Annotated in this window: 20 protein-coding genes, 1 pseudogene and 1 riboswitch; of the genes and pseudogenes, 5 read left to right on the top strand and 16 right to left on the bottom strand. The window is 73.0% G+C overall.

From position 1 onward, the window contains the following. Positions 1–319: 319 nt before the first annotated feature. A complete protein-coding gene (locus tag ACLLJJ_RS07055) occupies positions 320–1,426 on the bottom strand; it encodes a pyridoxal-phosphate-dependent aminotransferase family protein (RefSeq protein ID WP_434588407.1) in 1,107 nt (368 codons plus the stop codon). Between the two features lie 92 nt (positions 1,427–1,518). Between ACLLJJ_RS07055 and ACLLJJ_RS07050 the strand changes: the two genes are divergently transcribed. Both ACLLJJ_RS07050 and ACLLJJ_RS07045 read left to right on the top strand, forming a co-directional pair. Then, positions 1,519–2,610 (top strand): amidohydrolase family protein, encoded by a 1,092-nt coding sequence (locus ACLLJJ_RS07050; protein WP_434588406.1) that lies wholly within the window; start codon positions 1,519–1,521, stop codon positions 2,608–2,610. A gap of 363 nt (positions 2,611–2,973) precedes the next feature. Next, entirely contained in the window at positions 2,974–3,882 is a 909-nt protein-coding gene (locus ACLLJJ_RS07045) for an SCO1860 family LAETG-anchored protein (protein WP_434588405.1), read from the top strand. A 241-nt stretch (positions 3,883–4,123) separates the two neighbouring features. Here ACLLJJ_RS07045 and cobC read toward each other — a convergent pair whose 3' ends face one another. From cobC to cobM, 6 genes and pseudogenes are all read right to left on the bottom strand, one after another. Next, positions 4,124–5,182 carry an Rv2231c family pyridoxal phosphate-dependent protein CobC gene (gene cobC / locus ACLLJJ_RS07040; protein WP_434588404.1) on the bottom strand — a complete coding sequence of 353 codons (1,059 nt, stop codon included), beginning with the start codon at positions 5,180–5,182 and terminating at the stop codon, positions 4,124–4,126. Then, a complete protein-coding gene (locus ACLLJJ_RS07035; RefSeq protein ID WP_434588403.1) occupies positions 5,166–6,101 on the bottom strand; it encodes a sirohydrochlorin chelatase in 936 nt (311 codons plus the stop codon). The genes cobC and ACLLJJ_RS07035 overlap by 17 nt, the downstream gene beginning before the upstream one ends. A gap of 11 nt (positions 6,102–6,112) precedes the next feature. Further along, a pseudogene (locus tag ACLLJJ_RS07030) lies at positions 6,113–6,532 on the bottom strand (precorrin-8X methylmutase); the annotation flags it as partial. Beyond that, positions 6,529–8,400: a precorrin-3B C(17)-methyltransferase gene (gene cobJ, locus ACLLJJ_RS07025; RefSeq protein ID WP_434588402.1), complete on the bottom strand. Its 1,872-nt coding sequence runs from the start codon at positions 8,398–8,400 to the stop codon at positions 6,529–6,531. The pseudogene ACLLJJ_RS07030 and the gene cobJ, both read right to left, overlap by 4 nt. Continuing rightward, entirely contained in the window at positions 8,397–9,671 is a 1,275-nt protein-coding gene (gene cbiE / locus ACLLJJ_RS07020) for a precorrin-6y C5,15-methyltransferase (decarboxylating) subunit CbiE (RefSeq protein WP_434588401.1), read from the bottom strand. The genes cobJ and cbiE overlap by 4 nt, the downstream gene beginning before the upstream one ends. Next, positions 9,668–10,531 (bottom strand): precorrin-4 C(11)-methyltransferase, encoded by an 864-nt coding sequence (gene cobM / locus ACLLJJ_RS07015; protein ID WP_434588400.1) that lies wholly within the window; start codon positions 10,529–10,531, stop codon positions 9,668–9,670. Before cobM ends, cbiE begins: the two co-directional genes overlap by 4 nt. Positions 10,532–10,637: 106 nt before the next feature. On the opposite strand from cobM, the gene ACLLJJ_RS07010 reads away from it, so the two are divergent. Continuing rightward, positions 10,638–11,360, top strand: coding sequence for a ZIP family metal transporter (locus ACLLJJ_RS07010; RefSeq protein WP_434588399.1), 723 nt, complete (start codon positions 10,638–10,640; stop codon positions 11,358–11,360). A gap of 17 nt (positions 11,361–11,377) precedes the next feature. Here the strand turns inward: ACLLJJ_RS07010 and cobI are convergent, their stop codons facing one another. The 9 genes from cobI to ACLLJJ_RS06965 form a co-directional block, all read right to left on the bottom strand. Then, positions 11,378–12,130: a precorrin-2 C(20)-methyltransferase gene (gene cobI / locus ACLLJJ_RS07005; RefSeq protein ID WP_434588398.1), complete on the bottom strand. Its 753-nt coding sequence runs from the start codon at positions 12,128–12,130 to the stop codon at positions 11,378–11,380. After that, positions 12,127–13,491, bottom strand: a complete 1,365-nt coding sequence (locus ACLLJJ_RS07000) for a cobyrinate a,c-diamide synthase (protein WP_434588397.1) — start codon at positions 13,489–13,491, stop codon at positions 12,127–12,129. The genes cobI and ACLLJJ_RS07000 overlap by 4 nt, the downstream gene beginning before the upstream one ends. Beyond that, positions 13,485–14,084, bottom strand: a complete 600-nt coding sequence (gene cobO, locus ACLLJJ_RS06995; protein ID WP_434588396.1) for a cob(I)yrinic acid a,c-diamide adenosyltransferase — start codon at positions 14,082–14,084, stop codon at positions 13,485–13,487. The genes ACLLJJ_RS07000 and cobO overlap by 7 nt, the downstream gene beginning before the upstream one ends. Beyond that, positions 14,084–16,162: a putative cobaltochelatase gene (locus tag ACLLJJ_RS06990; protein ID WP_434588395.1), complete on the bottom strand. Its 2,079-nt coding sequence runs from the start codon at positions 16,160–16,162 to the stop codon at positions 14,084–14,086. The genes cobO and ACLLJJ_RS06990 overlap by 1 nt, the downstream gene beginning before the upstream one ends. Continuing rightward, positions 16,159–19,854: a cobaltochelatase subunit CobN gene (gene cobN / locus ACLLJJ_RS06985; RefSeq protein ID WP_434588394.1), complete on the bottom strand. Its 3,696-nt coding sequence runs from the start codon at positions 19,852–19,854 to the stop codon at positions 16,159–16,161. The genes ACLLJJ_RS06990 and cobN overlap by 4 nt, the downstream gene beginning before the upstream one ends. After that, positions 19,851–21,383, bottom strand: coding sequence for a cobyric acid synthase (locus tag ACLLJJ_RS06980; protein ID WP_434600326.1), 1,533 nt, complete (start codon positions 21,381–21,383; stop codon positions 19,851–19,853). The genes cobN and ACLLJJ_RS06980 overlap by 4 nt, the downstream gene beginning before the upstream one ends. 8 nt (positions 21,384–21,391) lie before the next feature. Beyond that, complete coding sequence (locus ACLLJJ_RS06975) at positions 21,392–22,378, bottom strand: cobalamin biosynthesis protein (protein WP_434588393.1); 987 nt, start codon at positions 22,376–22,378, stop codon at positions 21,392–21,394. A gap of 113 nt (positions 22,379–22,491) precedes the next feature. Further along, a riboswitch (cobalamin riboswitch) is annotated at positions 22,492–22,636 on the bottom strand. A gap of 125 nt (positions 22,637–22,761) precedes the next feature. Continuing rightward, positions 22,762–22,986: a hypothetical protein gene (locus tag ACLLJJ_RS06970; protein ID WP_434588392.1), complete on the bottom strand. Its 225-nt coding sequence runs from the start codon at positions 22,984–22,986 to the stop codon at positions 22,762–22,764. A 12-nt stretch (positions 22,987–22,998) separates the two neighbouring features. Beyond that, positions 22,999–24,249, bottom strand: a complete 1,251-nt coding sequence (locus ACLLJJ_RS06965; RefSeq protein WP_434588390.1) for an inorganic phosphate transporter — start codon at positions 24,247–24,249, stop codon at positions 22,999–23,001. 299 nt (positions 24,250–24,548) lie between these two features. Here ACLLJJ_RS06965 and ACLLJJ_RS06960 point away from each other — a divergent pair, with 299 nt between their 5' ends. Together ACLLJJ_RS06960 and ACLLJJ_RS06955 are read left to right on the top strand one after the other, a co-directional pair. Next, on the top strand, positions 24,549–25,247 hold the full coding sequence (locus tag ACLLJJ_RS06960) for a class II aldolase/adducin family protein (protein ID WP_434588389.1): 699 nt from the start codon (positions 24,549–24,551) through the stop codon (positions 25,245–25,247). A 104-nt stretch (positions 25,248–25,351) separates the two neighbouring features. After that, positions 25,352–26,479 (top strand): alpha/beta hydrolase, encoded by a 1,128-nt coding sequence (locus ACLLJJ_RS06955; RefSeq protein WP_434588388.1) that lies wholly within the window; start codon positions 25,352–25,354, stop codon positions 26,477–26,479. Positions 26,480–26,594 lie beyond the last annotated feature (115 nt).

The following is a 26,594-nucleotide window of genomic DNA, read 5'->3' as shown; positions in this document are numbered from 1 at the left end:
ATGGAATTTACCGAGCAAATTCAAAAAGTGCATCGTCGGATGGTGTTGGCTGAGAGGCGATGCTGTGTTATCGCGCGGGCCTCCGCGGGCGCAAAGTTGCTGCGAAAACAGATGATTTGCCCGTAAATTTACGGGCAAATCGTCTTGAGTGTGGGGTCGGTCACAAGGCCGTAACTCCTGAGAGACGTGCCCGAATTACGCCTTTCGGCCATGTTGAAATCTTGGTGTTTAGGGTTGGAAAAAGCGGGCAGAAGAATACGGGAAGCTGCGCTGATAAAGGCGCTCAATTTTATCCGGAATTCATGGAATTCAAAGACGATTATTCATTGGGCCAGGTTTCCGTCACGGCCTTGCGGGCAGCTTCGAGGTCCACCGGCCGGCCCGAGCCGCTCAGCGCCGCCCCCAGGGCCGCGAGCGAGGACTGCACGACGACCCGGGTGGCGTCCACGCCGTAGTGATTGACCCGGATCATCTCCTTGGCCAGCGCGCCGCCGCCCGCGATCAGCGGCAGCGACGGGTCGGCCGCCAGAGCGGTGGCGACCAGCTCGGACGCGTCGACCCCGACGGGGGAGCGCAGCGTCGTGGCCACCGGCGCCGCGTCCCGCGCCTCGTGGACGTACGGCTCCAGTCCGCCGCCCAGCGCGAGCGCGCCCGCGCGGGTGGCCGCCGCAGCGGCGGCGTGGCGGGCCATCACCGCGTCGAGGCCCTCCGCCTCGATGCGCTCGGCACACGCGTCGAGCGCCAGCATCTCCAGCTGGGCCGGCGCGTGCAGCAGCGTCCTTCGGCCACCGTCGATCCATCGCTCCTTCCAGTCAAGAAGTGAAAGGTAGGAGCGGCGCGGGGCCTGCGGGTTCGCCGCGATGCGCTCCCAGGCGCGCGCGCTCACCGACACCGCGGACACGCCCGCCGGGCCGCCCATCGCCTTCTGCGCGCCGATCACACACAGATCCACCCCCCACGCGTCGGGCAGCAGCGGCTCGGCGGCCACCGAGGCGACCGCGTCCAGCATGAAGAGGGCGCCGTGGGCCCGTACCACCTCACCGATCGCGGCGACCGGGTTGGTGTTGCCGGTGGCCGCCTCGGCGTGCACCAGCGACACGAAGTCGATCTCCGGGTGCTCGGCCAGCGCACGGGCCACCTGGTCCGCCGACACGGCCGTGTCGAAGGGGACCGCCAGGTCGATCACGGTCGCGCCGCAGTCGCGCAGCCAGTTGCCGAAGGTCTGCCCGTACGGTCCCGTCACGACATTGAGCGCCGTCGAACCGGGGTGCGCCGCCCCGCGGATGCAGCCCTCCAGGGGAAGCAGCGCCTCGCCCTGCATGATGACGACGTCCTGCTCGGTGGAGAGTAGCGCGGCGACCCGCCGCTCGATCTGCGCGAAGTGCTCGGCGGTCAGTGGGGCCAGGTCCAGCAGCGGGTGTGTCACGGCGTGCTCTCTTCGCGAGGGTGATCGGGCTTTCGGCCGAGACTACGCACCGCCTCCGACAGCCCTCGCGGCGTCCTCGTACAGTGCTGTTCATGAGTGATCACAGGGTGCTCCGGGTGAAGGGGCGGGTGCTCGCCGGACTCGACGACGTCAGGGACGAGCTGTGGGCCGTGGACGGCCGGATCACCTACGAACGGCCCGTCGGCGCACGGGACGTGACGACCGTCGAGGGCTGGGCACTGCCCGGCCTGGTCGACGCGCACTGCCATGTCGGGCTCGACCGGCACGGGCCGGTCGACGACGCCACCAGCGAGAAGCAGGCACTCACCGACCGGGAGGCGGGCACGCTGCTGCTCCGCGACGCCGGATCGCCGTCCGACACCCGCTGGATCGACGGCCGCGCCGACCTGCCGAAGATCATCAGGGCGGGCCGGCACATCGCCCGCACGCGCCGCTACATCCGTAACTACGCCCACGAGATCGAACCCGGCGACCTGGTCGCGTACGTCGCCCAGGAGGCGCGCCGCGGCGACGGCTGGGTCAAGCTCGTCGGCGACTGGATCGACCGGGAGACCGGTGACCTGAGCGCGTGCTGGCCGCGTGGCGAGGTGGAGGCGGCCATCGCGCGGGCGCACCGGCTGGGCGCCCGCGTCACGGCGCACTGCTTCGCCGAGGACTCGTTGCGCGACCTCGTCGAGGCCGGGATCGACTGTATCGAGCACGCGACCGGACTGACCGAGGACACGATCCCGCTCTTCGCCGAGCGCGGCGTCGCGATCGTCCCGACACTGGTTAACATCGCGACCTTCCCGCACTTGGCGGACGGCGGTGAGGCGAAGTTCCCCCGCTGGTCCGCCCATATGCGGGAGCTGTACGAGCGGCGCTACGACACGGTGCGCGCGGCGTACGACGCGGGCGTTCCGGTCTTCGTCGGAACGGACGCGGGCGGCGCGCTGGCGCACGGCCTGGTGGCCGCCGAGGTGGCCGAGCTGGTGAAGGCGGGCATCCCGGCCCTGGACGCCCTGTCTGCGACGGCGTGGGGGGCGCGCGAGTGGCTGGGGCGCCCGGTGCTGGAGGAGGGCGCCCCGGCGGACCTGGTGGTGTACGACGAGGACCCGCGGGCGGACGTACGGGTGCTGGCGGCGCCGCGGCGGATCGTGCTCGAAGGGCGCGTCGTCGGCTGACGGCTCCCTCCGCCCGAGCGGGCAGTGCGCGTCGGTGTGCTTCATCGTGTTGACAGAGCGTGACCCGCGCACCTTCCGCGTCGTTGTACGCTCTCGCGCCCGCCCGGCGCGGGAGCGGTGGTGAACCCATTTTCACCGTCGCGCAGGAGACGCACGGGAAAATTTGTACCGACAGATTCGAATACAGACACGGAAACCCCCCTTTGGGGTGAACTCACGCCAGGTTGCCGCCCGTTCACCCTGAGTGCGTAAAGATTCCGGTGTCTCGGTCGCCGGTACCCACGATGTCCCCCATTGGCGGGTGCCGGGCGACGCCATGTCACTTGTGGGGGTTCCACCACCTTGAACAGCTCTTTCTTCAGCATGCCCGCGCGCCGTAGCGCCGCCCTCGCGACGGCCGCCGCGCTGGCCGCGGGCCCCGCGGTGCTGTTCGCAGCCGCTGCCCCGGCGCACGCTACCGGAGGCGGCGACGGGAAGGCGAGCGCCGTCGTGCTCCGCACCGGGCTCGATGTGTCACTGCTCAACAAGACCGTCAATGTGCCCCTCAGGACCGCCCTCAACGAGGTGCAGGCCCCGGCGAGTGCCGAGAAGACCTCGCTGACGGTCTCCCTGGACGGGGTCGGGCAGGGCGGCGCGGTCAGCGTGCTGCGCGCCGACGTGGCCACGGCGAGAGCGACCGCCGACGCGCGGAGGGCCGAGGGGTACACCAACCTCGCGCACGCCAGGATCCATGTGCCCGGACTGCCGCTGCTCTCCCTCATCGAGGTCGAGAAGGTCACGTCGAGGGCGCTGTGCGAGGCGGGCAGGAAGCCCGTCGCCGAGTCCAATGTGCTGGGCGCGGTGACGGTGCTCGGCAAGAAGGTCACGCTGACGGCGGGCGGCACCACGCGGGTCGACGTGCCCGCGGTGGGCGAGGTCACGCTCGACCTGTCGAAGCGGAGCACCACCTCGCGCACGGCCGCGGCCACCGCGCTCGAACTCAGGGTGGCGGTGAACCCGCTCAAGCTGAACGTCGCCGAGGTCGAGGGCACGCTCACGCTGGCCGGGGCGACCTGCGAGTCGCCCAAGGCGCCCGCGGTGAAGCCGGAGGAGCCGAAGGAGCAGCCCGGTGTGAAGCCCCGGACCGCGCCCGTCCCGCCGGCCGGGGCGAACCTCGCGGAGACCGGCGGCAACTCCGTGACGCCGTACATCGCGGGCGGCGCCGTCGCCCTGCTGGCGGCGGGCAGCGGAGCACTGGTGCTGGTACGGGCGAGGGCTCGCGGGCGGGGCTGACCGCTGCGCGGGGCCGGCTGCCCGCCCCGTCCTTCCCCGAAGCCGGGGGAGCCCCCGGGGCCCGGCGCCCCGCGGGCGTGTCCTCAGGGGCCGGACGGGCTGGACGCTGCCGATCGCGGCAACTATCCGGCCGTCCGGCCCCTGAGGGCCGGGAAGGGGCGGGGGAGGGACAAGGCCGCCACGGGCGACCCCCACCCCGGCGCCCCGCACCCGGCCCCGGACCGTCACCGGGGCCGCCGGTTCACCCCGCGACCAGCGTCAGCGCCTGGTCCAGGGCCTGCAGGAAGCGGCCCGTCGTCACCCGGTCCCGCACGGCGATCCGCAGCCACTCGGGTCCCAGCCCCGGAAACGTGTCGCCCCGCCGCACCGCGAAGCCGAGGGTGCGCAGCCGAACCCGTATCTCGTCGGCCCGTTCCATCCGGACCAGTACGAACGGTGCCTCGGCCGCCTCCACCGCCCGTACCTCGTCGAACTCCGCGAGCCCGGCCAGCAGATGGGCCCGGTCCGCGGCGATCCGCCGGGCGGCGTGGGTGGCCTCCGCGAGCGCCGGGGGCGCCAGACACGCCTCGGCGGCGATCAGCGCCGGCGAGGAGACCGGCCACAGGGGCTGTGCGCGCTCCAGCGCCCCGACCGTCGCCGGATCCGCCAGGACGTATCCGATGCGCAGTCCCGCGAGCCCCCAGGTCTTCGTGAGGCTGCGCAGCACCACCAGACCCGGCACGTCGGTGCGGCCCGCCAGGGCCTGCGGCTCACCGGGCACCGCGTCCATGAACGCCTCGTCGACCACGAGCGTCCGCCCGGGACGCGCCAGCCGGGCGATGGTGTCCGCCGGGTGCATGACGGAGGTCGGGTTGGTCGGATTGCCGATCACCACGAGATCCGCGTCCTCGGGCACGACCGCCGGATCGAGCCGGAAGCCGTCCGACTCCCGCAGCAGGACCCGCCCGACGTCGTGCCCCGCGTCGCGCAGCGCCGCCTCGGGCTCGGTGAACTGCGGATGCACGACCACCGGGCGGCGCACCGCGAGCGCGCGGGCGATCAGCACGAACGCCTCCGCCGCGCCCGCCGTCAGCAGCACCCGCTCGACCGGCAGCCCGTGCCGCCGCGCCACCGACTCGCGCGCGGCCCGCCCGTCCGGGTAGGCCGCGAGCGTGTCCAGGGACGCGGCGATGCGCTCCTTGAGCCAGCCGGGCGGGGTGTCCGCCCGGACATTGACCGCGAGGTCGACCAGCTTCCCGTCGCGGACCTCCGCGTCCCCGTGGTGCCGCAGGTCGTGACCCGCGTCAGTGGGCGTGTGCATGGCCGTCGTGTTGGTGCTGCCCGTGCCCGTGCCCGTGCCCGTGCCCGTGTCCATGTCCGTGCCCGTCGTCGTCGGGGTGGAAGTGCGGCTGCTGCGGCGCCGCCACCTTGTCCTCGAAGCCGGGCAGCGCGATGCGGTAGACACAGGAGTCGCAGTTCATCCGGATGTCGCCCTGGACGGCTTCCCGGTAGCGCTCCATCACGAGGTCCATCAGCTCCTCGGTGGGGCCGATGACGCCGGCCGAACGCACCCCGGTCTCCGGGTGTGCCTCCGCCCAGTCCTGTGTCTGCTGCAGCACCCGGTCCGGCAGGATCCCGGTGAACAGGAAGTACGGCAGGACCACGACGTGCTTGGCCCCGAGCCTGGTGCAGCGGTCGAGCCCACTCGGCACGTCGGGCGCGGCGAGCGAGACGAACGCGGTTTCCACTCCTGCGTACCCACGTCCCTCCCAGAACAGTCGTGCCGCCTTGAACACCTCGGCATTGGCATCCGGATCGGTCGAGCCGCGGCCCACCAGCAGCACGGTCACCTCGGCGCGGTCCAGCGCACCGATGACCTCGTCGACCCGGCGCTCCAGGACGGCCATCAGGCCCGGATGCGGGCCCAGCGGACGGCCGTACGTGTAGGAGATCCCCGGGTGGCGCTCCTTCTCACGGGCCAGCGCCGCCGGGATGTCGCCCTTGGCGTGACCGGCGGAGACCAGCATCAGGGGGACGGCCGCGAAACGTTTCGAGCCGCGCTCGACCAGCTCGGCGACGGCATCGCCGAGCGGCGGCGGGGACAGCTCGATGAAGCCGCCGGCGACCAGTAGTCCGGGGTGGCGGATGCCCAGTTCCTGGACGAAATCCCGGAAGGCTCCGGCTCCCGCCCGGTCGCGGGTGCCGTGGCCGGCGATGAGCAGTGCGGGCGCGGTGGTCACGCGTTCTCCTTGATGAGGGGGGTGTTGGCGGGGGTACGGAGCAGGGTGTTGAGGGCGGTGGGGGCGCAGCCGATCACCCACGGGGCGCCACGCCCCACCTGCTCGTACCCGAGCCCGACGGCCTGCGCGTGCGGGGCGGCCCCGGGCCTGCCGTGGCCGCCTTGTGGCGGCACACCGCCTCGCGCCGGGTGATGCCCGCGGCGGCCATCGCGACAGCGGCGACGACCGGCGTGCGGGGCGGCGAGCGCGACTTCGGGTGCGCTCCCGTCGCAGACCGGGTCGGTGGCGTACTCCAGCTCCGCCGCGGAGTGAATGACCCGCTCGACGACGGCCCGCTCGATCTGCGCGAAGTGCGAGGTGTCCAGGCGCGAGCGCAGCCGCCGGAAGGACTCCTGCTCGATGGGGCGGACGACCCGGTCCGTGGCCGTCACGAGCCCTCCGTCTGCCAGCGGTAGCCGCGCGGCGTCACCATGCGGCCCGCGATCTCACGGGCCGCGGTGTTGCCGACGACCACGACGGTCATCATGTCGACGGTCGTCGGATCGATCCCGGCGAGGGTGGTGAGGCGGCTGGTGCCGTCCGGGCGCGAGGCATTGCGTACGACACCGACCGGCGTCGAGGGCTCCCGGTGCTCCGCGAGGATCGACAGCGCCTTGGGGAGCTGCCAGTCACGGCCCCGGCTGCGCGGGTTGTAGAACGTCACGACGATGTCGGCCTCCGCCGCCGCCCGTACCCGCCGCTCGATGACCTCCCACGGGGTGTGCAGGTCGGAGAGGCTGATCGAGACATGGTCGTGGCCGAGCGGCGCGCCCAGGATCGCGGCGGCCGCCAGGGCCGCCGTCACCCCGGGGACGCCGACGACGTCGATGTCGTCGCTCGCCTCGGCGAGCGCCGGCGACGCCATGGCGTACACGCCCGCGTCACCCGAGCCGATCAACGCGACGGCGTGCCCCGCGCGGGCCTCCGCGACCGCGGTACGGGCCCGCTCCTCCTCGGCGCCGAGGCCCGATTCGAGCACCCGGGTGCCGGGCCGCAGCAGGTCCCTGATCTGGTCGACGTACTGATCGAGTCCGACGAGCACCGAAGCGCGCCGGATCTCCGCACGGGCCCGCGGAGTCAGCAGGTCCCGGGCGCCCGGCCCGAGCCCGACCACGGCGAGCCGCCCGCGCGGCTGCTTGCGCACGACGGCGCAGGTGGCCATCGCCGGGCGTCCCTCCGGCGCCGACTTCCGCTTGGATACGAGCAGTTCGCCCCCGCCGACGAGTGCGGCGGCCTCCGCCACGGAGGGCGTGCCCACGGCGGCGAGCGGCGCCCCCGAGGGGTTGGGCACCTCGACGGCGGCCAGTTCCGCCGCGGCGTACGTCCGCAGCGGGACGCCCAACCGCGCGGCGGCCTCCACGATCCCCGCCTCGTCCGCCTTGGCGTCGACCGTCGCGAGCGCGGCGACGGAACGAGCGGAAAGCCCCGCGTCGGCCAGGGCGGCCTCGATGAGCCCGAGCACCTCGTCGACGGACACGCCCCGGCTGGCCCCGACCCCGACGACGAGCGACGGCGGGCGCAGCACGGCCTCCCGTGCCCCGGGTTCCACGAGCAGGTCGGTGACGCGCAGGACGGCGGGCCCGGCCTGCGCCCCGCCCACGGCGGCGTCGGCCAGCACCGTGTGCGCGGCGGTCGCGGCCATCGCGGCGGCGACGCCCCCGACCGGGACGGGGGCCGCGGCCACGGCCTCGATCATGTCGTCGGCCGCCCGGCCGGCGGCGTCGGTGCCGGCGTCGACAGCTGCGCTCCCGGAGGCCGGGTCCGGGGCCACATTCGGCGAGAGCGCGGGCAGTGGCCACACGGCATCGGCGTACAGGGTGACCGGTGAACCGTCCAGGGCCGCCCGCGTCACCGCGGCGACCGCGCCCTCGACCGGCCAGCCCAGCGTGTCGAGGCCCGGGATGTCCACCGCGTCCGTCGCCGTGGTGACGACCGGGGCGCAGGGCAGCACCTCGGACACCGCGAGCGCCAGCTCGTTCGCGCCGCCCCCGTGGCCGCCGATCAGCGAAACCGCGTGACGCTGCGCCTCGTCGACGCACACCACGCCGGGGTCCGACGCCTTGTCCTGGAGGAGCGGCGCGATGAGCCGGACGACCGCGCCCGTCGCGAGGAAGCACACCAGCTGGTCGCATTCGGCGAAGGCGTGCCCGACGGCCTCCCGCACCGGCCCCTCGTAGACCCGGGTACGCGTGGGCCAGGCCGAGGCCAGCCGGTCGCGGGCCGCGGCGCCGGCCGCCGTGGCGGAGATGAGGCCGATCACTCGACTGCTCCTTCGATAGCGGAATCCGCGGGGCGATGTCCCCACAGCAGAAAGACAGGGTTGGCCGCGGCGAGCCGGGTGACACCGCCGGGCAGCGGTGCGAGGCGGGAGGACTGCAGGAGTACGCCCTCGGAGCCGAAACCGGCGCCCGCCAGCGCCTCACGCACTTCGGGCACCCGGTCGAGCGCCGCGAGGGCGACCACGACCGTGCGCCGCGCGCGCCGGGCGCACGCGGCGACGATGGTGGGCAGCTCGCGCCCCCCGCCCCCGATGAACACCGCGTCCGGATCGGGCAGTCGCGAGAGCACCGTCGGAGCCGCGCCGTGCAGGGTCTGGACGTCCACTCCGTGCGCGGCGGCGTTCGCCCGGATGCGTTCGACGCCGTCGGAGGTCTTCTCCACGGCGATGGTGGCAGCGCCCAGCCGGGCGCACTCCACGGCCACCGCGCCCGACCCGGCTCCGATGTCCCACACCAGGTCACCGGGGCGTGGGCCGAGTCTGGCCAGTGCCAGGGCCCGTACCTCGAACTTGGTGATCATCGAATCGCGGTGCTCGAACGCCTCCTCGGGCAGCGCCCAGGAGGAAGCCAGGGCGAACTGCCCGGCCACCGTCCGCTGCGTCGGCGCCAGGGCCCGCGCCTCGTCCAGGCACACGACGACACTGACCGTCCCCGGCCAGTCGCGCGCCGCCGCCTCGGCGGGGGAGAGGCGCAGCACGCTCTCGCCCTCCGGGTCACCGAGCGCCGAAGCGACCACCAGGGTGCGCGGAATACCGGTACGGGCCAGCGCTGCGCCCAGCTCCGCGGGCCCGGCGCCCGGACCCGTCAGGACGGCCGTCTTGGGGTGCACCCGGCACACGTTCACCGCGGTCCGCAGCTCACGCCCGTGCGCGCTGACGACGACCGCGTCGTCCCACGGCAGCCCGAGCCGGGCGAAGGCGACCGCGACCGAAGGCGCCCCCGGCCGTACGTCGAGGGACTCCGGCCCGAAGCGCTCCGCCAGCGCCCGCACGATCCCGAAGAACCCGGGGTCGCCGGAGGCCAGCACCACGATGCCGAGGTCCGGATTCTCCGCCAGGTGCTTCTCCACGGCGTCCAGCGCCGGCGCGAGCGGGCCGAGGACCAGCCTGGCCGTCCCCTCGGGCAGTGCGGCGGCGTCGAGATGGCGCAGGCCGCCGACCACCAGAGCGGCGGAGTCCAGTGCGGCGCGGGCGTCCGGAGCGAGCGGCGCGCCCGTCCCCGTACCGATGACAGTGATGGCGAAAGAGGTCATGAGCCGGACGTCTCCGCCGGTTCGGCCACGGGCCTGCCCGACGACTTCTCCGCGTTCTCCGCGCGCAGTGCGGCCCTCGCCGCCCGGTCGGCCCGCCGGAAACCGTGGAAGTGGCCCGGATGGTAGAGGTGCGAGCGGGTGCCGGAGGCGGACAGGGCCGGGCCCACCAGGAAGAGCGTGTGCTTCCACAGCTTGTGCTCCTTGACGGTCTCCTCCAGCGTCGCGATGGTGCAGGGCAGCACCAACTCCTCCGGCCACGTCACCTGGTAGGCGACGATCACCGGCGTGTCCGTCGGATAGCCGCCCTCCAGCAGTTCCGCCGTCAGCTGCCCCGAGCGGGCCGCCGACAGGAAGACGGCCATCGTCGTGCCGTGCCGCGCGAACTCCCGTACCTCCTCGCCCGGGGGCATCGGCGTCTTCCCGCCGCCCAGCCGGGTCAGGATCACGGACTGCGCGACCTCGGGAATCGTCAGCTCGCGCTGTGCGATCGCGGCGACGGCCGAGAAGGACGAGACACCCGGCACGATCTCGACCTCCAGGCCCAGGTCGTCGCAGCGGTCGACCTGCTCCTGTGTGCCGCCCCACAGGGCGGGATCGCCGGAGTGCACCCGGGCGACCCTGAGACCGTCCCGGACCGCCCGCTCGTACACCGCGACGACGTCCTCCAGGGACATCGCCGCCGAGTCCAGGATTTCGGCGCCCACGCGCGCGTGCTCCAGGATTTCGGCCTGCACCAGGCTCGCCGCCCAGATGACGACATCGGCGTCGGCGATGGCTCGCGCGGCGCGGAAGGTCAGCAGATCGGCGGCGCCGGGGCCGGCCCCGACGAAGGTCACCTTGCCGGTGGGGGCATCGGCCATGAGTGGGGGGTCCTCTCGGGAACAGAAATCACGTGTACGGGAAATCGGCCGGACGGGGTGGATCTTGGATGTGCGGAGTGAGGGGCTAATCGGCTAGCAAGGGCACATGGCCGTCTTCGTAGCGCTCGGCGCGTTCTGCATGACGCTGTTCGGCGGGTGGGTGGCGCAGCGCGTCACCGACCGGCGTCACCTCGTGCTGGGCCTGGCCGGTGGGCTGATGCTCGGAGTCGTCGGCCTGGACCTGCTGCCCGAGGCGCTGGCCGCGGCGGGCAGGGAACTCTTCGGGGTGCCGCGGGCCCTGCTGTTGTTCGTCGGCGGCTTCCTGGTGGCCCACCTGGTGGAGCGGCTGCTCGCGGTAGGCCAGGCGGCGCACGGGGCGAGCGAGGAACGCGTGCCCCAGGTCGGACTGACCGCGGCGGCGGCGATGGTCGGCCACAGCCTGATGGACGGCATCGCGATCGGCGCGGCCTTCCAGGTCGGCGGGGGCATGGGCACGACCGTCGCACTCGCCGTCATCACCCATGACTTCGCGGACGGCTTCAACACGTACACGCTCACCAGCCTGTACGGGAACGCGCGCCGCAAGGCGGTCGCGATGCTCTTCGCGGACGCGCTGGCCCCCGTGGTGGGCGCCGCGTCGACGCTGCTGTTCACCCTTCCGGAGGAACTGCTCGGCAGCTATCTCGGGTTCTTCGGCGGCGCCCTGCTCTACCTCGCCGCCGCCGAGATCCTGCCCGAGGCCCACCACGACCACCCGGCCCGCTCCACCCTGCTGTGCACGGTCGCCGGAGTGGCCTTCATCTGGCTGATGGTGGGCCTGACGGGCTGAGAGCCCGGGTTGGGGACTCACAGCTTGCCTCCGCGGCCACCGTCACGCCTGGCCGGCGCGATGAGAGTCGAGAGATACGGCAACGGGCCGCCCCCGGTGAGCTCCGCGGCCGGGCGGATCGACTCCTCGGGCAACCCGAGCGCCGACCCCCACACCGCCCCCTCGGTGCGGCCGGTCTCGCGCAGCGCCGTCGCCACCTCGCCCGCCAGCCGCCCGAACTTGTACGCCACCACCGTGCCGGGCCCCGCCAGGGCCTCCTTGAGGACGGCCGCACCGGCGGTCACCGGCACCAGCGTCAGTGGCTCTGTGCCCTCGGCCAGCACTGCTCCGCTGCGCGCCGCGAGGTCCTGCATGGCGGTGATCCCCGGCACGGTCTCGACGACCGTCCCCGGCAGCAGCGCGCCGATGGTCTGCGCGAGATACGTGAACGTCGAGTACACATTGGGATCGCCGATCGTCGCGAACGCCACCGTGCCGTGCGCGCGCAGCAGTTCGGCGACGCGCGACCCCGCCGCGTCCCAGGCGGCCTCACGCCGGGTCCGGTCCTCGCGCTCGTTGAGTGCGAACACCACCCGGACGACCTTCGCCGCGTCGACGTAGTGCAGCACCGTCGCCTCGGCCCTCCCCGGCTCGCCCACATCGGTTCCGTCGGGCGCGGCCATGACGGGCACGACCACGACGGCCGCGTCCCGCATGGCATTGACGCCCTTGACGGTCACCAGCTCCGGGTCACCGGGCCCGACACCGACGCCGGTCAACTTGCCGCTCATCCCGCACACCTTTCGACGAACCTGCGGGCCACGCCGGGCTCGGCGGCCCAGTGCGTGTGCAGAAAACTCGCGTGCACGCCCTCCTGTACGAACCCTTCGACCCGGCGCTCCGGCAGATGCATGCCCCACGCGGGGGCGGCGCCCGCCCCGGGCTCGATCACCGTCCGGTGGAACTCGTGCCCGCGCAGCCGCGTCCCGGTGGGCGCCAGCACACTGTCCGACACCGCCACCGCCTCCCGATAGCCCAGCGTCAGCCGATCCGACATCCGTGCCTCGGCGTCCAGCACCCCGCACATCGGCTGCCCGTCCAGGGAGCGCGCGAGGTACAGCAGCCCGGCGCACTCGGCGGCAACGGGCGCCCCGGAGAGCGCGAGCTCGGCGACGGCCTTGCGGAGCGGCTCGTTGGCGGACAGCTCGGGGGCGTACACCTCGGGAAACCCGCCCCCGACGACCACACCGCGCGCCCCCTCGGGAAGCGCCTCGTCCCGCAGCGGATCGAAGGGCACCACCTCGGCGCCGGCGGCGGCGAGCAGCTCACCGTGCTCGGCGTAGGAGAACGTGAACGCGGCCCCGGCGGCGACGGCGACCACAGGCCGCCGCCCGCTCGCCGCGCCGGGCCCGGCCGGCCCGCCCGCGGCCCCCGCCGGATCCCACGCGTCCCCCGCGAGCGCGGGCGCGCCGCGCGCCAGCGCCAGCAGCGCCTCCAGGTCGCACCCGGCCCGCACCTGCTCGGCCAGCGCGGCCACCGACTCCACAGCCTCCGCCCGGCGCTCGGCCACCGGCACAAGACCCAGGTGCCGCGACGGCGTCCGCACCTGCTTGACCCGCCGCAGCGCACCGAGCACCGGCACGCCAGACGCGTCCAGCGCCTCGCGCAGCAACTGCTCGTGCCGCTCGGAGCCGACCTTGTTCAAAATCACCCCGCCGATCCGCACCCGCGGATCCCAGGAGGCGAAACCGTGCACCAGCGCCGCCACCGACCGCGACTGCGACGACGCGTCCACGACCAGCACCACCGGCGCCCCCAGCAGCTGCGCCACCTGTGCGGTGGAGGCCAGTTCGCCCTGTCCCGCGGCGCCGTCGTACAGGCCCATCACGCCCTCGACCACCGCCAGGTCGCACCCTGCCGCGCCGTGCGCGAACAGTGGCGCGATCAGCTCCGTACCGCATAGGTACGCGTCGAGATTGCGTCCCGGACGGCCGGTCGCCAGCGCGTGGTAGCCCGGGTCGATGTAGTCGGGGCCCACCTTGTGCGGGGAGACGGAAAGACCGCGCTCCGCGAAGGCGGCCATCAGTCCCGTCGCGACGGTGGTCTTGCCGCTGCCGGACGACGGCGCGGCGATGACGAGTCTGGCTACCACTCGATGCCCCTCTGGCCCTTCTGGCCCGCGTCCATCGGGTGCTTGACCTTCGACATGTCGGTCACCAGGTCCGCGTGGTCGAGCAGGCTCTGCGGCGCGTTGCGGCCGGTGATCACGACGTGCTGGTTGCCGGGACGGTCGCGCAGCACCTGGATGACCTCGTCGGTGTCCACCCAGCCCCAGTGCATCGGATACGCGAACTCGTCCAGCACGTACAGCTGGTACGTCTCGGCGGCCAGGTCGCGCTTGACCTGCTCCCAGCCCTCGCGCGCCTTCTCCTCGTTGTCGAGCTGCGCGTCACGCTGCACCCACGACCAGCCCTCGCCCATCTTGTGCCAGGCGACGGTCCCGCCCTCGCCGCTCGCACCGAGGACCTTCAGCGCGTTCTCCTCGCCGACCTTCCACTTCGCGGACTTGACGAACTGGAACACCCCGATCGGCCAGCCCTGGTTCCAGGCGCGCAGCGCCAGCCCGAAGGCGGCCGTCGACTTGCCCTTGCCGATGCCCGTGTGGACGAGGAGAAGCGGGCGGTTGCGGCGCTGACGAGTGGTGAGTCCGTCGTTCGGAACGACGGACGGCTGTCCCTGTGGCATTAAGCAGCCCTCCTTGAGCTTTGAACGTCCTTGACGAGCCCGGCGATACTGTCGGCGCGCAGCTCGTCGAGCGTGACGGCGCTGCCGCCGAGATCACGGGCCAGAGCCCCGGCCAGACCGAGCCGTACGGGACCCGACTCGCAGTCCACGACCACCGAGGCGATGCCCTCCACGGCATGCAGATGGGCCGCGCGGGTCGCGTTCGCGAGCGGCTCGGGCCCGCCCGTCGCCCGCCCGTCGGTCACGACGAGCAGCAGCGGGCGGCGCGAGGGGTCGCGCAGCCGCTCCACACGCAGCACGTCGTGGGCCTTCAACAGCCCTGCGGACAGCGGTGTCCTGCCCCCCGTCGGCAGGGTCTCCAGCCGCGCTGCGGCGGCCTCCACGGAGGACGTCGGGGGCAGTGCCACTTGGGCGTCCTTCCCGCGGAAGGTGATCAGGCCGACCTTGTCGCGCCGCTGGTAGGCGTCGAGCAGCAGCGAAAGCACCGCGCCCTTCACGGCGCTCATGCGCTGCCGCGCGGCCATCGAACCCGAGGCGTCCACCACGAAGAGCACCAGGTTGCCCTCGCGCCCCTCCCGGTTGGCCTGCCGCAGATCGTCCCGGCGCACCACCAGGCCGCGCCCCGCGCGCCCGCGCGCCCGCTGATGCGGCGCCGCCGCCTGCACGGTCGCCGCCAGGTGCAGCTTGGTGAGCGCCCCCTGGGGGCGCCGGGCGCCTGTCGTCCTGCCGTGCTCGGTACGCGCGCGTGAACGCCGCCCCGCCGCGCCCTCGCCGAGACCGGGCACGCTCAGCATCTTCGTACGGAACGGCTCCGAGGCCTGCGCGGCAGGCTGCTCGCCGCCGCCCGCAGAGCCCTTCGGCCCGCCGCCCTCGGCCTCCTCGGACCGGGCGGGGGACTCGCCCTCCTCGGGAGACTCGGGCGACTCGCTCTGCTCGGGAGCACTGTCCTGGTCCGAACCGTCCTGCTCCGAACCGTCCTGCGGACCGACGTCGGGCCCGTCGCCCTGCGGCGGCTGCCCGCCCCCGCCGGGCCCGTCCGGGTCCGGATCGTCCTCGTCCGGGCTGCTGTTCTGCTCCAGCGTGTCGTCGAGCTTGTCCTCGTCGAGCCCCGGCGCGTCGAACGGATTGCGCCTGCGCCGGTGCGGCAGCGCCAGCAGCGCGGCCTGTCGCACGTCCTCGGCGAGCACCACCGTGCGCCCGGCCCAGGCGGCCAGCGTGGTCGCCGTGCGGGCCATCACGATGTCGGCGCGCATCCCGTCGACCTCGAAGGCCGCGCAGGTCGCCGCGATCTGCCGCAACGCGCCGTCGCCCAGCCGGACTTCCGGCAGCAGGGCGCGCGCCGCCACGATGCGCGCCTGCAGCGCGGACTCCTCGTGCGCCCACTTCGCGGCGAACCCGGCGGGGTCGTCCTCGTACGCGAGGCGCCGGCGGACGACCTCCACGCGCTGGTCGGTCTCCCGGGAGGCGGCGACCTCCACGGTCAGCCCGAACCGGTCGAGCAACTGCGGTCGCAGCTCGCCCTCTTCGGGGTTCATGGTCCCGACCAGCAGGAACCGCGCGGCGTGCCGCACCGACACGCCCTCGCGCTCGACGTACGACGCACCCATGGCTGCGGCGTCGAGCAGCAGGTCCACCAAGTGGTCGTGCAGCAGATTGACCTCGTCGACGTACAGGATGCCGCGATGCGCGTCGGCGAGCAGACCGGGCTCGAAGGCCTTCACCCCCTCCGACAGCGCCCGTTCGATGTCGAGCGCCCCCACCAGCCGGTCCTCGGACGCCCCGACGGGCAGCTCGACCATCCGCGCGGCGCGCGACACGCCGCCGGTGGTCTCGTGCGGGCCGTCGGGGCACGCCGGGTCGGGCGACGCGGGGTCACAGGAGAACCGGCACCCGGCGACCACCCGCACCTCGGGCATGAGCGTCGAAAGGGCGCGTACGGCAGTGCTTTTGGCGGTGCCCTTCTCGCCTCGGACGAGCACACCGCCCACGGCGGGGGACACGGCGTTCAGCAGCAGCCCGAGCCGCAGGTCGTCCATACCGACGATCGCGGTGAATGGGTAGTGAATCGTGTTGCTCATGCGTCGTCACCCTCCAGGTCGCTCTCAAGTTCCAGATACGTCGCACGAAGCCGCTCCAGCGTCCGCGCGTCCGGCTCCGCCCACAGCCCGCGCTCGGCGGCCTCCAGGAGCCGCTCCGTGATGCCCCGCAGGGCCCAGGGGTTGGACTTGCGCATGAAGGCGCTGTTCTCGGGGTCGAAGACGTACTCGCTCGACAACTTCTCGTACATCCAGTCGTCGACCACACCCGCCGTCGCGTCGTACCCGAAGAGGTAATCCACGGTGGCCGCCATCTCGAAGGCGCCCTTGTAGCCGTGCCGCCGCATCGCCGCCATCCAGCGCGGGTTGACGACCCTGGCCCGGAACACCCGGTGCGTCTCCTCGCCCAGCGTGCGGGTCTTCACCTGGTCGGGCGTCGCGCTGTCACCGACGTACGCCTCGGGGGACTCGCCCGTCAGATGACGCACCATCGCGACCATGCCGCCGTGGTACTGGAAGTAGTCGTCCGCGTCCATCAGGTCGTGCTCACGCGTGTCGACGTTCTTCGCGGCCACCGCGATCCGGCGGAACGCCGTCTCCATGTCCCCGCGCGCCTGCCGCCCGTCGAGGCCCCGCCCATAGGCGTAACCGCCCCACACCGCGTACACCTCGGCCAGGTCGGCGTCGCTGCGCCAGTTCCTGGCGTCGATCAGCGGGAGCAGGCCCGCCCCGTACGCGCCGGGCTTCGAGCCGAAGATGCGCGAGGTGGCGCGTCGGCGGTCGCCGTGCTCGGCCTCGTCCTCGGCCGCGTGCGCCCGGACGAAGTTGCGGTCGGCGGGCTCGTCCAGCTCGGCGACGGCCCGTACCGCGTCATCGATCAGCCCGATGACGTGCGGGAAGGCGTCCCGGAAGAAGCCGGAGATGCGCACGGTCACATCGATGCGCGGCCGGCCCAGCTCCTCCAGCGGCACGATCTCGAAGCCGGTGACCCGGCGCGAGGCGTCGTCCCACGCGGGACGGCAGCCCAGCAGCGCCAGGATCTCCGCGATGTCGTCGCCCTGGGTGCGCATCGCGGACGTACCCCACACGGTCAGGCCGACCGACTTGGGATAGTCACTGGTGTCGGCCAGATAGCGGGCCACCAGCGAGTCGGCCAGCGCCTGGCCGACCTCCCACGACAGGCGCGACGGAATCGCCTTGGGGTCCACGGAGTAGAAATTGCGGCCCGTCGGCAGGACGTTGACCAGGCCGCGGGTCGGCGAACCTGAGGGGCCGGCGGGTACGTAGCCGCCCTTCAGGGCGTGCAGGATGTTGGTGATCTCGTCGGTCGTACGGGCCAGCCGCGGCACGACCTCGTCGCACGCGAAGCCCAGCACGGCCACGGCGTCCGGGAGTTCGAACCCGAGCACCTCACGGACCAGGGGCGCCGCGGTGGACTTCTCCCAGCCGCGCTCCTCCATGCCCTCCGCGAGCCGCCGGCACAGCTGCTCAAGGAGATCGACGGCGTCGGCGGCGGACCGCGCGGGCCCGTCGACCAGCGAACTCAGCCCGTCCGGCACCTTCACCGGCGCGCCGGGCTCGCCCAGCAACTCCTTCTCGACCAGACCGAAGTGCTCGGCGAGAGCGGCCCGCAGGCCGGGCAGCGCGTTGGCCTTGCCGCCCCACACCTGCGAGGCACGCAGCACGGCCAGCACCAGATTGACCCGGGCCCCGGCCTCCGGGCCGCCGCCCAGGATGTGCAGACCGTCACGGATCTGCACGTCCTTGATCTCGCACAGATAGCCGTCGACATGCATGACGAACGCGTCGAAGTCGGCGTCGTCCGGCTGCTCGTCCAGATGCAGGTCGTGGTGCAGCTGGGCCGCCGTCACCAGCGTCCAGATCTGCGCCCGCACCGCCGGCGCCTTCGTCGGGTCGAGATCGCTGACCAGGGCGTACTCGTCGAGCAACTGCTCAAGCTTGGCGAGGTCCCCGTAGGTGTCCGCGCGCGCCATCGGCGGCACGAGATGGTCGACGACCGTGGCATGGCCGCGGCGCTTGGCCTGGGTGCCCTCGCCCGGGTCGTTGACGATGAACGGGTAGATCAGCGGCAGATCACCCAGGACGGCGTCCGGCCCGCAGCCGGACGACAGGCCGAGGCCCTTGCCGGGCAGCCACTCCATCGTGCCGTGCTTGCCCATGTGCACGATCGCGTCGGCACCGAAGCCGCCTTCCGATGACGCGGTCTCGAGCCACCGGTACGCCGCCATGTAGTGGTGCGAGGGCGGCATGTCGGGGTCGTGGTAGATCGCGATCGGGTTCTCGCCGAAGCCGCGCGGCGGCTGGATCATCACGACGACATTGCCGAACTGCAGGGACGCCAGGACGATGTCGTCCCCGTCGATGTACAACTGGCCGGGCGCCTCGCCCCAGTGCTCCAGCATCCCGTCGCGCAGCTCGGGCTGCAGCTTGTCGAACCACTGCTGGTAGTCGGCGAGCGGCACGCGCGCGGGGGCCGCGGCGAGCTGCTCCTCGGTCAGCCACTCCACGTCGTGACCACCGGCGCTGATGAGCCGGTGGATCAGCTCGTCACCGTTGTCGGGGTGCCCGTCCACGCCGTAACCGGCGTCGCGCAGGGCGTCGAGGACCCGGATCGCGGAGGCGGGCGTGTCCAGGCCGACCGCGTTGCCGACCCGCGAGTGCTTCGTCGGGTACGCGGTGAAGACGATCGCGAGCTTCTTGTCCGCGTTCGGCTTGTGGGCCAGCGTGGCGTGCCGCACGGCGATCCCGGCGACCCGGGCGGCCCGCTCGGGGTCCGCGACGTACACCGGCACGTCGCCCTCGGCCTGCTCCTTGAAAGAGAACGGCACGGTGATGAGCCGGCCGTCGAACTCGGGGATGGCGACCTGCATCGCGGCGTCCATCGGCGACAGCGCGGCGTCCGACGCGTCCCAGGTCGCGCGCGAGGACGTCAGACAGAGGCCCTGGAGCACCGGCACATCGAGGTCCGCGAGCGCGCCGATGTCCCACGCCTCGTCGTCACCGCCGGCCGAGGCGTCACTGGCCCGGGTGCCGCCCGCCGCGAGGACGGTGGCGACCAGGGCGTCGGTCCTGCCGAGCACGGTGTACAGCTCGGGGTCGGCGCTGCGCAGCGAACCGCAGTACACCGGAAGCGCGTTGGCCCCCTGAGCCTCGATCTGCTCGCACAGGACGTCGACGAAGGAGGTGTTCCCGGACAGCTCGTGCGCCCGGTAGAAGAGCACCCCGACGGCAGGCCGGCCCTCGACCCACGCCCGCTCGCCGTGCACACCCCACTCGGGCATCTTCCGCGGCTCCGCGCTGCGCCGCTCCCGCGCGTCCCCGGCGCGCCCGTGCCCGCCGAGCAGGACGTCCTGGGTGAGGAAGACGGCCAGCTCGGTCAGGTTGCCCGTACCGCCCTCGACGAGGTAGCGCAGCGCCTGCGCGACCGCGCCCGCGTGCACGGTCGACTCGGCCATCAACTCGGCGTCCGGCACGGCCTCCCCGCCGAGCAGGACCGTCGGAATGCCGGACGACTTGAGGACGGCGAGCCCGTCCTCCCAGGCCCGCTTCCCGCCGAGCAGCCGTACGACGGCCACCGAGGCGCCCTCGATCAGCGCGGGCAGCTCCTGGACCGCGTCGATACGGGTCGGGTTGCCGATCCGGTACGGGGCGCCGGAGGCGCGTGCCGCCAGCAGATCCGTATCGGCGGTGGACAACAACAGCACGGTACTCATGCGGGCGCTCCAGGTGCGATGAAGGGAAGTCCTGCCGGCGCGCCCGACTCGATCAGTCGCAACAGCGCGTCCGTGTCCGCGTGTTCTTCGATGAGGTCTCCGAGACGGTCGAGCTGCTCCTCGCGCAGCGCCTCGAAGGAGGTGTCGGGTGCCGGTACGAAGCGTCGCCCGGCGGCGGTGGCGACTTCGCGCAGGAACGCGCGCCGGAAGGCGTCGCTCTCCAACGACCCGTGCCAGTGGGTGCCCCAGACCGCGCCGGCCCGGCAGCCGTCCAAGGCATGCCCCCGGTCGTCGGTGAGGAACCCTTCGCCACCGAGGACTTCGGCGACGCCGTGGTGGATCTCGTAGCCCTCGACGGGCTCACCCAGCGCGATGCCGACGGGCCGCGCGAGGGTCTTCTCGACGGCGAACCGCACCCGCAGCGGGAGCAGCCCCAGACCGTCGACGGAGCCCGCGCGTGATTCGACGTGGTCCTCGATGTGCCGGCCCAGCAGTTGGTAGCCGCCACAGATACCGAGCACGGGACGGCCTTCGGCGGCCCGCCGGGCCAGGGCGTCGGCGAGCCCGCGCTCGCGCAGCCACCGCAGGGCGCGCACTGTCCCGCGCGTCCCCGGCACGATCACCAGATCGGCGTCGACGAGCTCTTCGGCCCGGTCCACGAATCGCACGACGACGCCCGGCTCGGCGGCCAGCGCGTCCACGTCGGTGAAGTTCGACATGAGGGGCACCGCGCACACGGCGACGCGCAACACGTCCTCGCCGACGGGCGGTGCGACGACGGACTCGCGTACGGCGCCACGCATCGACACCCGCAGTCCGTCCTCCTCGTCGATGCCCAGGCCGTGGGTGAAGGGCAGCACCCCGTAGGTGCGCCGTCCCGTGAGCCCCTCCAGCATGTCGAGGCCGGGTTCGAGGAGCGACACATCGCCGCGGAACTTGTTGACGAGGTAGCCGGCGACGAGCTTCTGGTCCTCGGCGGAGAGCAGCGCGGTCGTACCGAAGAAGGAGGCGAACACCCCGCCCCGGTCGATGTCGCCGACGACGACCACCGGGAACCGCGCGGCCCGCGCGACGCCCATGTTGACGATGTCGGTACGCCGAAGATTGATCTCGGCGGGGCTGCCGGCGCCCTCGCAGATCACCGCGTCGTACGTGCCGCGCAATTCCTTGAGGCAGTCCGTCACGACACCGAGCAGCGATTCCTGCCTGCCCCCGTGGTAGCCGCGGGCGCTCATCTCACCCACCGCCCTCCCCAGCACGACGACCTGGCTGGAGCGGTCACTGCCGGGCTTGAGCAGCACCGGGTTCATGAGCGCCGTCGGCTCGACGCGGGCCGCCTGGGCCTGCATGGCCTGGGCCCGGCCGATCTCCGCGCCCTCACGGGTGACGAAGGAGTTCAGCGACATGTTCTGCGCCTTGAAGGGGGCGACCTTCACACCCTGGCGTACGAGCCACCGGCAGATCCCGGCGGTCACGACGCTCTTACCGGCGTCGGAGGTGGTCCCCGCGACGAGCAGACCGCCCCCCAACTGGTCTTTCATACGCGTCCCTTCGGGTTACGGGGCCTGCTGCTCCTGCTGCCTCCGGCGCGCGACGTGGCGAGGGCGAGACGCCCCACGACGGCTGTCGCCAGGGCCAGCGCGCCGACCCGCCGGGACAGCCGGGCCGCCCGTTCGATGTCCCCGGCGCCGACGGGGCGCCCGGCTGGGTTGAGCACGGGCCGGTGCTCGACGCGTCCCGCGTACGAGAGCGTGCCGCCGAGCCGCACACCGAGGGCCCCCGCGAAGGAGGCCTCCACCGGGCCCGCGTTGGGGCTGGGGTGCTTCGACGCGTCCGCGCGCCAGGCCCGTACCGCCCCTCGGGTGTCGTCGCCGGCCAGGGCCGCGAGGACGGAGGTCAGCCGGGCTCCGGGCCAGCCCGCCACGTCGTCGAGACGCGCGGAGGCCCATCCGTACCGCAGGTACTTGGCCGACTTGTGGCCCACCATGGCGTCCAGCGTGTTCACGGCGCGGAAACCCACCAGGCCGGGTACGCCGCCCAGCGCGCCCCAGACGAGTGCGCCGACCACCGCGTCCGAGGTGTTCTCGGCGACGGACTCGACGACGGCGCGGGCGATCTGCGCGGCGTCCAGCGACTGCGGATCGCGACCGCACAGATGGGGGAGGCGCTCGCGGGCCACATCGATGTCCCCGGCCTCCAGGGCGCAGCCGATGGCCCGCGCCTCACGGCCGAGTGAGGTCCCCCCGACGACGGCCCAGGTGGCGGCGGCGGTCAGCGCCAAGGCCGCGGCGGGACGGTGGCGCACGGCGTGCGCGGCCAGCGCGGCGGCCCCCGTCGCGCCCCCGGCGCACACCAGCGCGTGCAGCGCGCCCCACCCGCGGTGGTCACGCCACAGGGCAGCCTCGACCGCGCCCGCGGCCCGCCCGAACGCGGCGACCGGATGTCCACGGCGGGGATCGCCGAGAACGAGGTCGCCGAGCAGGCCGGCCGTGGCGCCGTACGCAAAAATGCGATCGGCTCGCACGGGGTCAGCAGGCCGCAGCGCCTGGAAGTGCCCTGGTACATACTGGATTGATCACAGGTATGGGGGAGCGACCGGGCATGACGGTATGTCCTCACTCAGGGTCCGCGCCCTGGTTCGACGTGACCGGCGGTGAGAGTTCCTGGCTTCCGGGGTGGGTGTCTCCCCGGTGACAGTGGCGGGACCGCGCCGGATTCGCACCGGACTTCCTCTCCTGCCGCCGAAATTGGCTCGGGCAGTCCACCACGCGCCGCGAATGCCGTCAACTTGCTGTTGACCTGCGACGGGAGAGTGTGTTGGGGCACACAGGAACCGCCCCGCGACGGGCCGGGCGGGGCCTGTCACGGGGCGGGGCGGGTGGGGCGCCGGGGGTGGGGCCCCAGGGGTCAGGCGACGATCAGGAAGATGCCGTACGCCACGGCGCCCGCGCACAGCGCGAAGCACGCGTACGCGCCGGTACGGGCCAGGGAGACAGCTCCGCCGCCCTGCGCGGAGGCCGCTTCCCGCTTGGACAGGCCGACGATGCCGAGGGTGAACAGACCCACGAGCGCGACGGTGACGACAAGGCTCACGCCGAAGACGGTGCCGAGAGCTACCCAGTCGATTTTCATGCTGATTCGTCCTTACACCGTGGCCGGGCGGGCCGGCTCGGTGACGCTCGCGGCCGGGGCCGGGATGGTGGTCTTCAGGCTCTCGGCGGTGGCGGGGCCACCGATGGGGGGCGGGCTGACGGCCGCCATCGCGGTGGTCACGACGCCCGCAGGCTCGTGGAGTTCGTCGTCGGTGACATTGGTGTGGTCGACCGGCTGGCGGCGCGAGAGCGACCAGATGATCCCGGAGCCCGCGACGAGCAGCACGGCGACCGCGGCGATGCCCCAGGGGCCCTGCTTGGTCAGGAACTCGGCGCACGCGGCGACGAGACCGGCGGCCGGCAGGGTAAGGCCCCAGGCGACGAACATCCGGGTCGCCGTGGACCAGCGGACCACGCCGCCCTTGCGGCCGAGGCCGGCGCCCATCACGGAACCGGAGCAGACCTGGGTGGTGGAGAGGGAGAAACCGAGGTGCGAGGAGGCGAGGATGACCGTGGCGGCGCTGGTCTGCGCGGCGAAGCCCTGCGGCGGACGCAGCTCGGTGAGGCCCTTGCCCATGGTGCGGATGATGCGCCAGCCGCCCAGGTAGGTGCCCAGCGCGATCGCCACACCGGCCGAGACGATGACCCACAGCGGCGGGTTGGAGCCGGGGGCGAGGACGTTCCCGGTGACCAGGGCGAGGGTGATGATGCCCATCGTCTTCTGCGCGTCGTTGGTGCCGTGGGCCAGCGATACCAGACCGGCGGAGGCGATCTGGCCCGCCCGGTACCCCTTGGCGGTGGCCTTCTCGTCGGTCTTCTTCGCGAGCTTGTACGTCAGCCTGGTGGCCAGCAGCGCGGCCAGACCGGCGACGATCGGCGCGGCAACGGCGGGCAGCAGAATCTTGGTGAGGACGACGCTGCCGTTGACACCGGAGGTGCCGACCGACATCAGGGTGGCGCCGATGAGGCCGCCGAAGAGTGCGTGGGAGGAACTGGAAGGCAGACCGATCAGCCAGGTCAGCAGGTTCCAGAGGATCGCGCCGACCAGCGCTGCGAAAATGACTTCCGTGGTGATGCCGCTCTCGTTGACGAGTCCGCCGGAGATCGTTTTTGCGACCTCAACAGACAGGAAGGCGCCGACGAGGTTGAGAACGGCGGACATGGCCACCGCCGTCTTGGGTTTGAGCGCGCCAGTCGAAATGGTGGTCGCCATCGCGTTGGCAGTGTCGTGGAAACCGTTCGTGAAATCGAACACGAGAGCGGTTACGATCACGATTCCGAGGAGGAGCGTGATGTGTTCCATTTACCCAGGCAATCGTTTGAGGTCAGTGGCACGTGGAACGTAGGCAACCCGAGTGAACGGAAGGTGAACTGGGGCGGGCGGTGCGGTAACCCAAAGCGCGCTCCAGGCACTCCGGTTGTGTCCGTCCGGGCCGCGAATGGCGCCGTACACCGGCCACCGGCCCCTCAGGACGCACCGGAGCCCGGCGGGCGACCCGTCGAGGAGATCCTGGTCACCCGCCGGATCCGTATACGGCCGCGCGGCACGGCGGGGCCGGTGCTCCCGCCGTGCGCGGCAGTGGGGCCTGGCAGGATCGCGGCATGGCTGAGCAGCGGCGGGACGAGCGGGAAGAGCGGGGCGAGCGGGACGAGCGGCGCGGCGAGATCGCGCGGGCCTGGGACGATTTGGTGGCCACCGCCCGCAGGAGCGTGAGCGAGGGCTTGGTCGTCGGCACCTCGGGCAATGTCTCGGTGCGGGTCGGCGAGCTCGTCCTTGTCACCCCGAGCGGAGTGCCGTACGACCGGCTCGGCCCGAAGGACACCGTGGCCGTCGATCTGGAGGGAAACCGGGCGTTCGGCGACCTCGGGCCCACCAGTGAACTGCCGATGCACCTCGCGATCTACCGCAGCACCGGCGCCACCGCCGTCGTGCACACCCATGCCGTGCACGCCACGGCCGTCTCCACGCTCGTTTCCGAACTCCCGTCGGTGCACTACATGACCGCGGCCCTCGGCGGCCCCGTCCGCACCGCGCCGTACGCGACCTACGGAAGCGCGGAACTGGCGCGGAACATGCTCGAAGCCCTGCGCGGGCGCTCCGGTTGTCTGCTGCAGAACCACGGGACCGTCACCTACGGGGACTCCCTCGACCAGGCCTACGACCGCACCGCGCAGCTGGAGTGGATGTGCCGGCTCTGGCTCACCGCGAGCTCGGTGCCCGGCCGCACGCCGAGCCTGCTCAGCAGCGCTCAGCTGCACGAGGTGGCGGAGAAGTTCAAGGGCTACGGCCAGCGCGGCTGACCACGCGCCGAACACGGGTACCGGCGCGGAGGCGGACGCCGGGGCGCACACCGGACGGCCCCTGCCCACTGGCCGTGGCCCCCCGCGATGCGGACACTGGGGCGATGCGCCCGGCCACAGCGACGGCAGCAGCCGTCACCACACTCATCGGCGTCGGCGCGGCCGCGGTCGCGATCGGCCGCCTCGCCGGCGACGCCGCCCTCAAGCCGTCGCCCGGCCGTCCGCTGCCCTCCGACCCCAAAGTCACCGTGCACGCCACGGCCGCGGGCCAGGTCGCCCTGACCCGCGGCTTCGCGACCCTGCGCCCCGGCACGTACGGCATCGAGGGCCCCGGCGTCCACGCGGTCGTCGGGCCCGTCCTGCCGGACGCCCCGCACACCGCCGACTCCGTCGTACGCCGCCTGGTGCGGGTCGACCACGGGGACCTGCGCACCGGCGCACGGGTGCGGCTCACCCCGCAGCTGTTCATCGGCGACCCGCGCACCGCACTCGGCCTCGACCACATGGACGTGGAGATCCCCGGCGAGCTGGGCGCGCTGCCCGCCTGGTTCGTCCCCGGTGCCCGCGAGACGTGGGTGATCACCGCGCACGGCCTGGGCGCCACCCGCGAGCACCCCATGAACCTCATGGGGTTTCTGCACGCCCAGCAGTTCCCGGTCCTCGACCTCACCTACCGCGGCGACGCCGGCGCCCCGAGGCAGCCGGGCGGGCTCGGGCACCTCGGCGACTCCGAATGGCGCGACCTGGACGCCGCGGTCCGCTACGCCGTGCGCAACGGCGCGGAGCGCGTGGTCCTGCACGGCTGGTCCACCGGGGCGGCCATGGCGCTGCACGCCGCGGCCAACTCGGGCCTCCGCCACCGGATCAGCGGCCTCGTGCTCGACTCCCCGGTGCTCGACTGGGAGGCCACCGTCCGGGCGCTGGCCGCCGCCCGCCGCACCCCGGGCGCGTTGCTGCCACTCGCGGTCCGGGCCGCCCAGGGCGCCACCGGGCCGCACGGCGACCGGCTGCGCGAAGCGGCCGATCCCGAGGCGCTGCGCGTCCCCACGCTGATCTTCCACGGGCCGGGGGACACCCTGGCCCCGTGGGGGCCGTCGCGGGAACTTGCCCGGCTCCGGCCCGACCTGGTCAGCCTGCACACCGTCCCCTACGCGCCTCACGCGTCCATGTGGAACGCCGACCCCGTGGCCTACGAGGAAACCCTGCGCCGCTTCCTCACCCCCTTGATGTAACCGGCGCCACGACCGGGCGCGCCCGGGCTGTGGCCGGTGGGGCGACCGGCCTCCGCACGGCCGGTGCGGAGGCCCGTCCGGGGACGGGCCACGAGTGGCAAGTCCGGTTCCGTTT

The sequence above is a fragment of the Streptomyces sp. A5-4 genome, from assembly GCF_051131715.1.
GTDB lineage: Bacteria > Actinomycetota > Actinomycetes > Streptomycetales > Streptomycetaceae > Streptomyces.
The sequence above is the reverse complement of the archived record's forward strand: the minus strand, read 5'-3'. Positions and strand labels throughout refer to the sequence as shown.

Excerpts from the sequence above, each read along its gene's own strand:
- ACLLJJ_RS07050 (WP_434588406.1), top strand. The coding sequence starts at position 1,519 with ATGAGTGATCACAGGGTGCTCCGGGTGAAGGGGCGGGTGCTCGCCGGA.
- ACLLJJ_RS07045 (WP_434588405.1), top strand. The coding sequence starts at position 2,974 with ATGCCCGCGCGCCGTAGCGCCGCCCTCGCGACGGCCGCCGCGCTGGCC.
- cobC (WP_434588404.1), bottom strand. The coding sequence starts at position 5,182 with ATGCACACGCCCACTGACGCGGGTCACGACCTGCGGCACCACGGGGAC.
- cbiE (WP_434588401.1), bottom strand. The coding sequence starts at position 9,671 with ATGACCTCTTTCGCCATCACTGTCATCGGTACGGGGACGGGCGCGCCG.
- cobM (WP_434588400.1), bottom strand. The coding sequence starts at position 10,531 with ATGGCCGATGCCCCCACCGGCAAGGTGACCTTCGTCGGGGCCGGCCCC.
- ACLLJJ_RS07010 (WP_434588399.1), top strand. The coding sequence starts at position 10,638 with ATGGCCGTCTTCGTAGCGCTCGGCGCGTTCTGCATGACGCTGTTCGGC.
- cobI (WP_434588398.1), bottom strand. The coding sequence starts at position 12,130 with ATGAGCGGCAAGTTGACCGGCGTCGGTGTCGGGCCCGGTGACCCGGAG.
- cobO (WP_434588396.1), bottom strand. The coding sequence starts at position 14,084 with ATGCCACAGGGACAGCCGTCCGTCGTTCCGAACGACGGACTCACCACT.
- ACLLJJ_RS06990 (WP_434588395.1), bottom strand. The coding sequence starts at position 16,162 with ATGAGCAACACGATTCACTACCCATTCACCGCGATCGTCGGTATGGAC.
- cobN (WP_434588394.1), bottom strand. The coding sequence starts at position 19,854 with ATGAGTACCGTGCTGTTGTTGTCCACCGCCGATACGGATCTGCTGGCG.
- ACLLJJ_RS06970 (WP_434588392.1), bottom strand. The coding sequence starts at position 22,986 with ATGAAAATCGACTGGGTAGCTCTCGGCACCGTCTTCGGCGTGAGCCTT.
- ACLLJJ_RS06965 (WP_434588390.1), bottom strand. The coding sequence starts at position 24,249 with ATGGAACACATCACGCTCCTCCTCGGAATCGTGATCGTAACCGCTCTC.
- ACLLJJ_RS06960 (WP_434588389.1), top strand. The coding sequence starts at position 24,549 with ATGGCTGAGCAGCGGCGGGACGAGCGGGAAGAGCGGGGCGAGCGGGAC.
- ACLLJJ_RS06955 (WP_434588388.1), top strand. The coding sequence starts at position 25,352 with ATGCGCCCGGCCACAGCGACGGCAGCAGCCGTCACCACACTCATCGGC.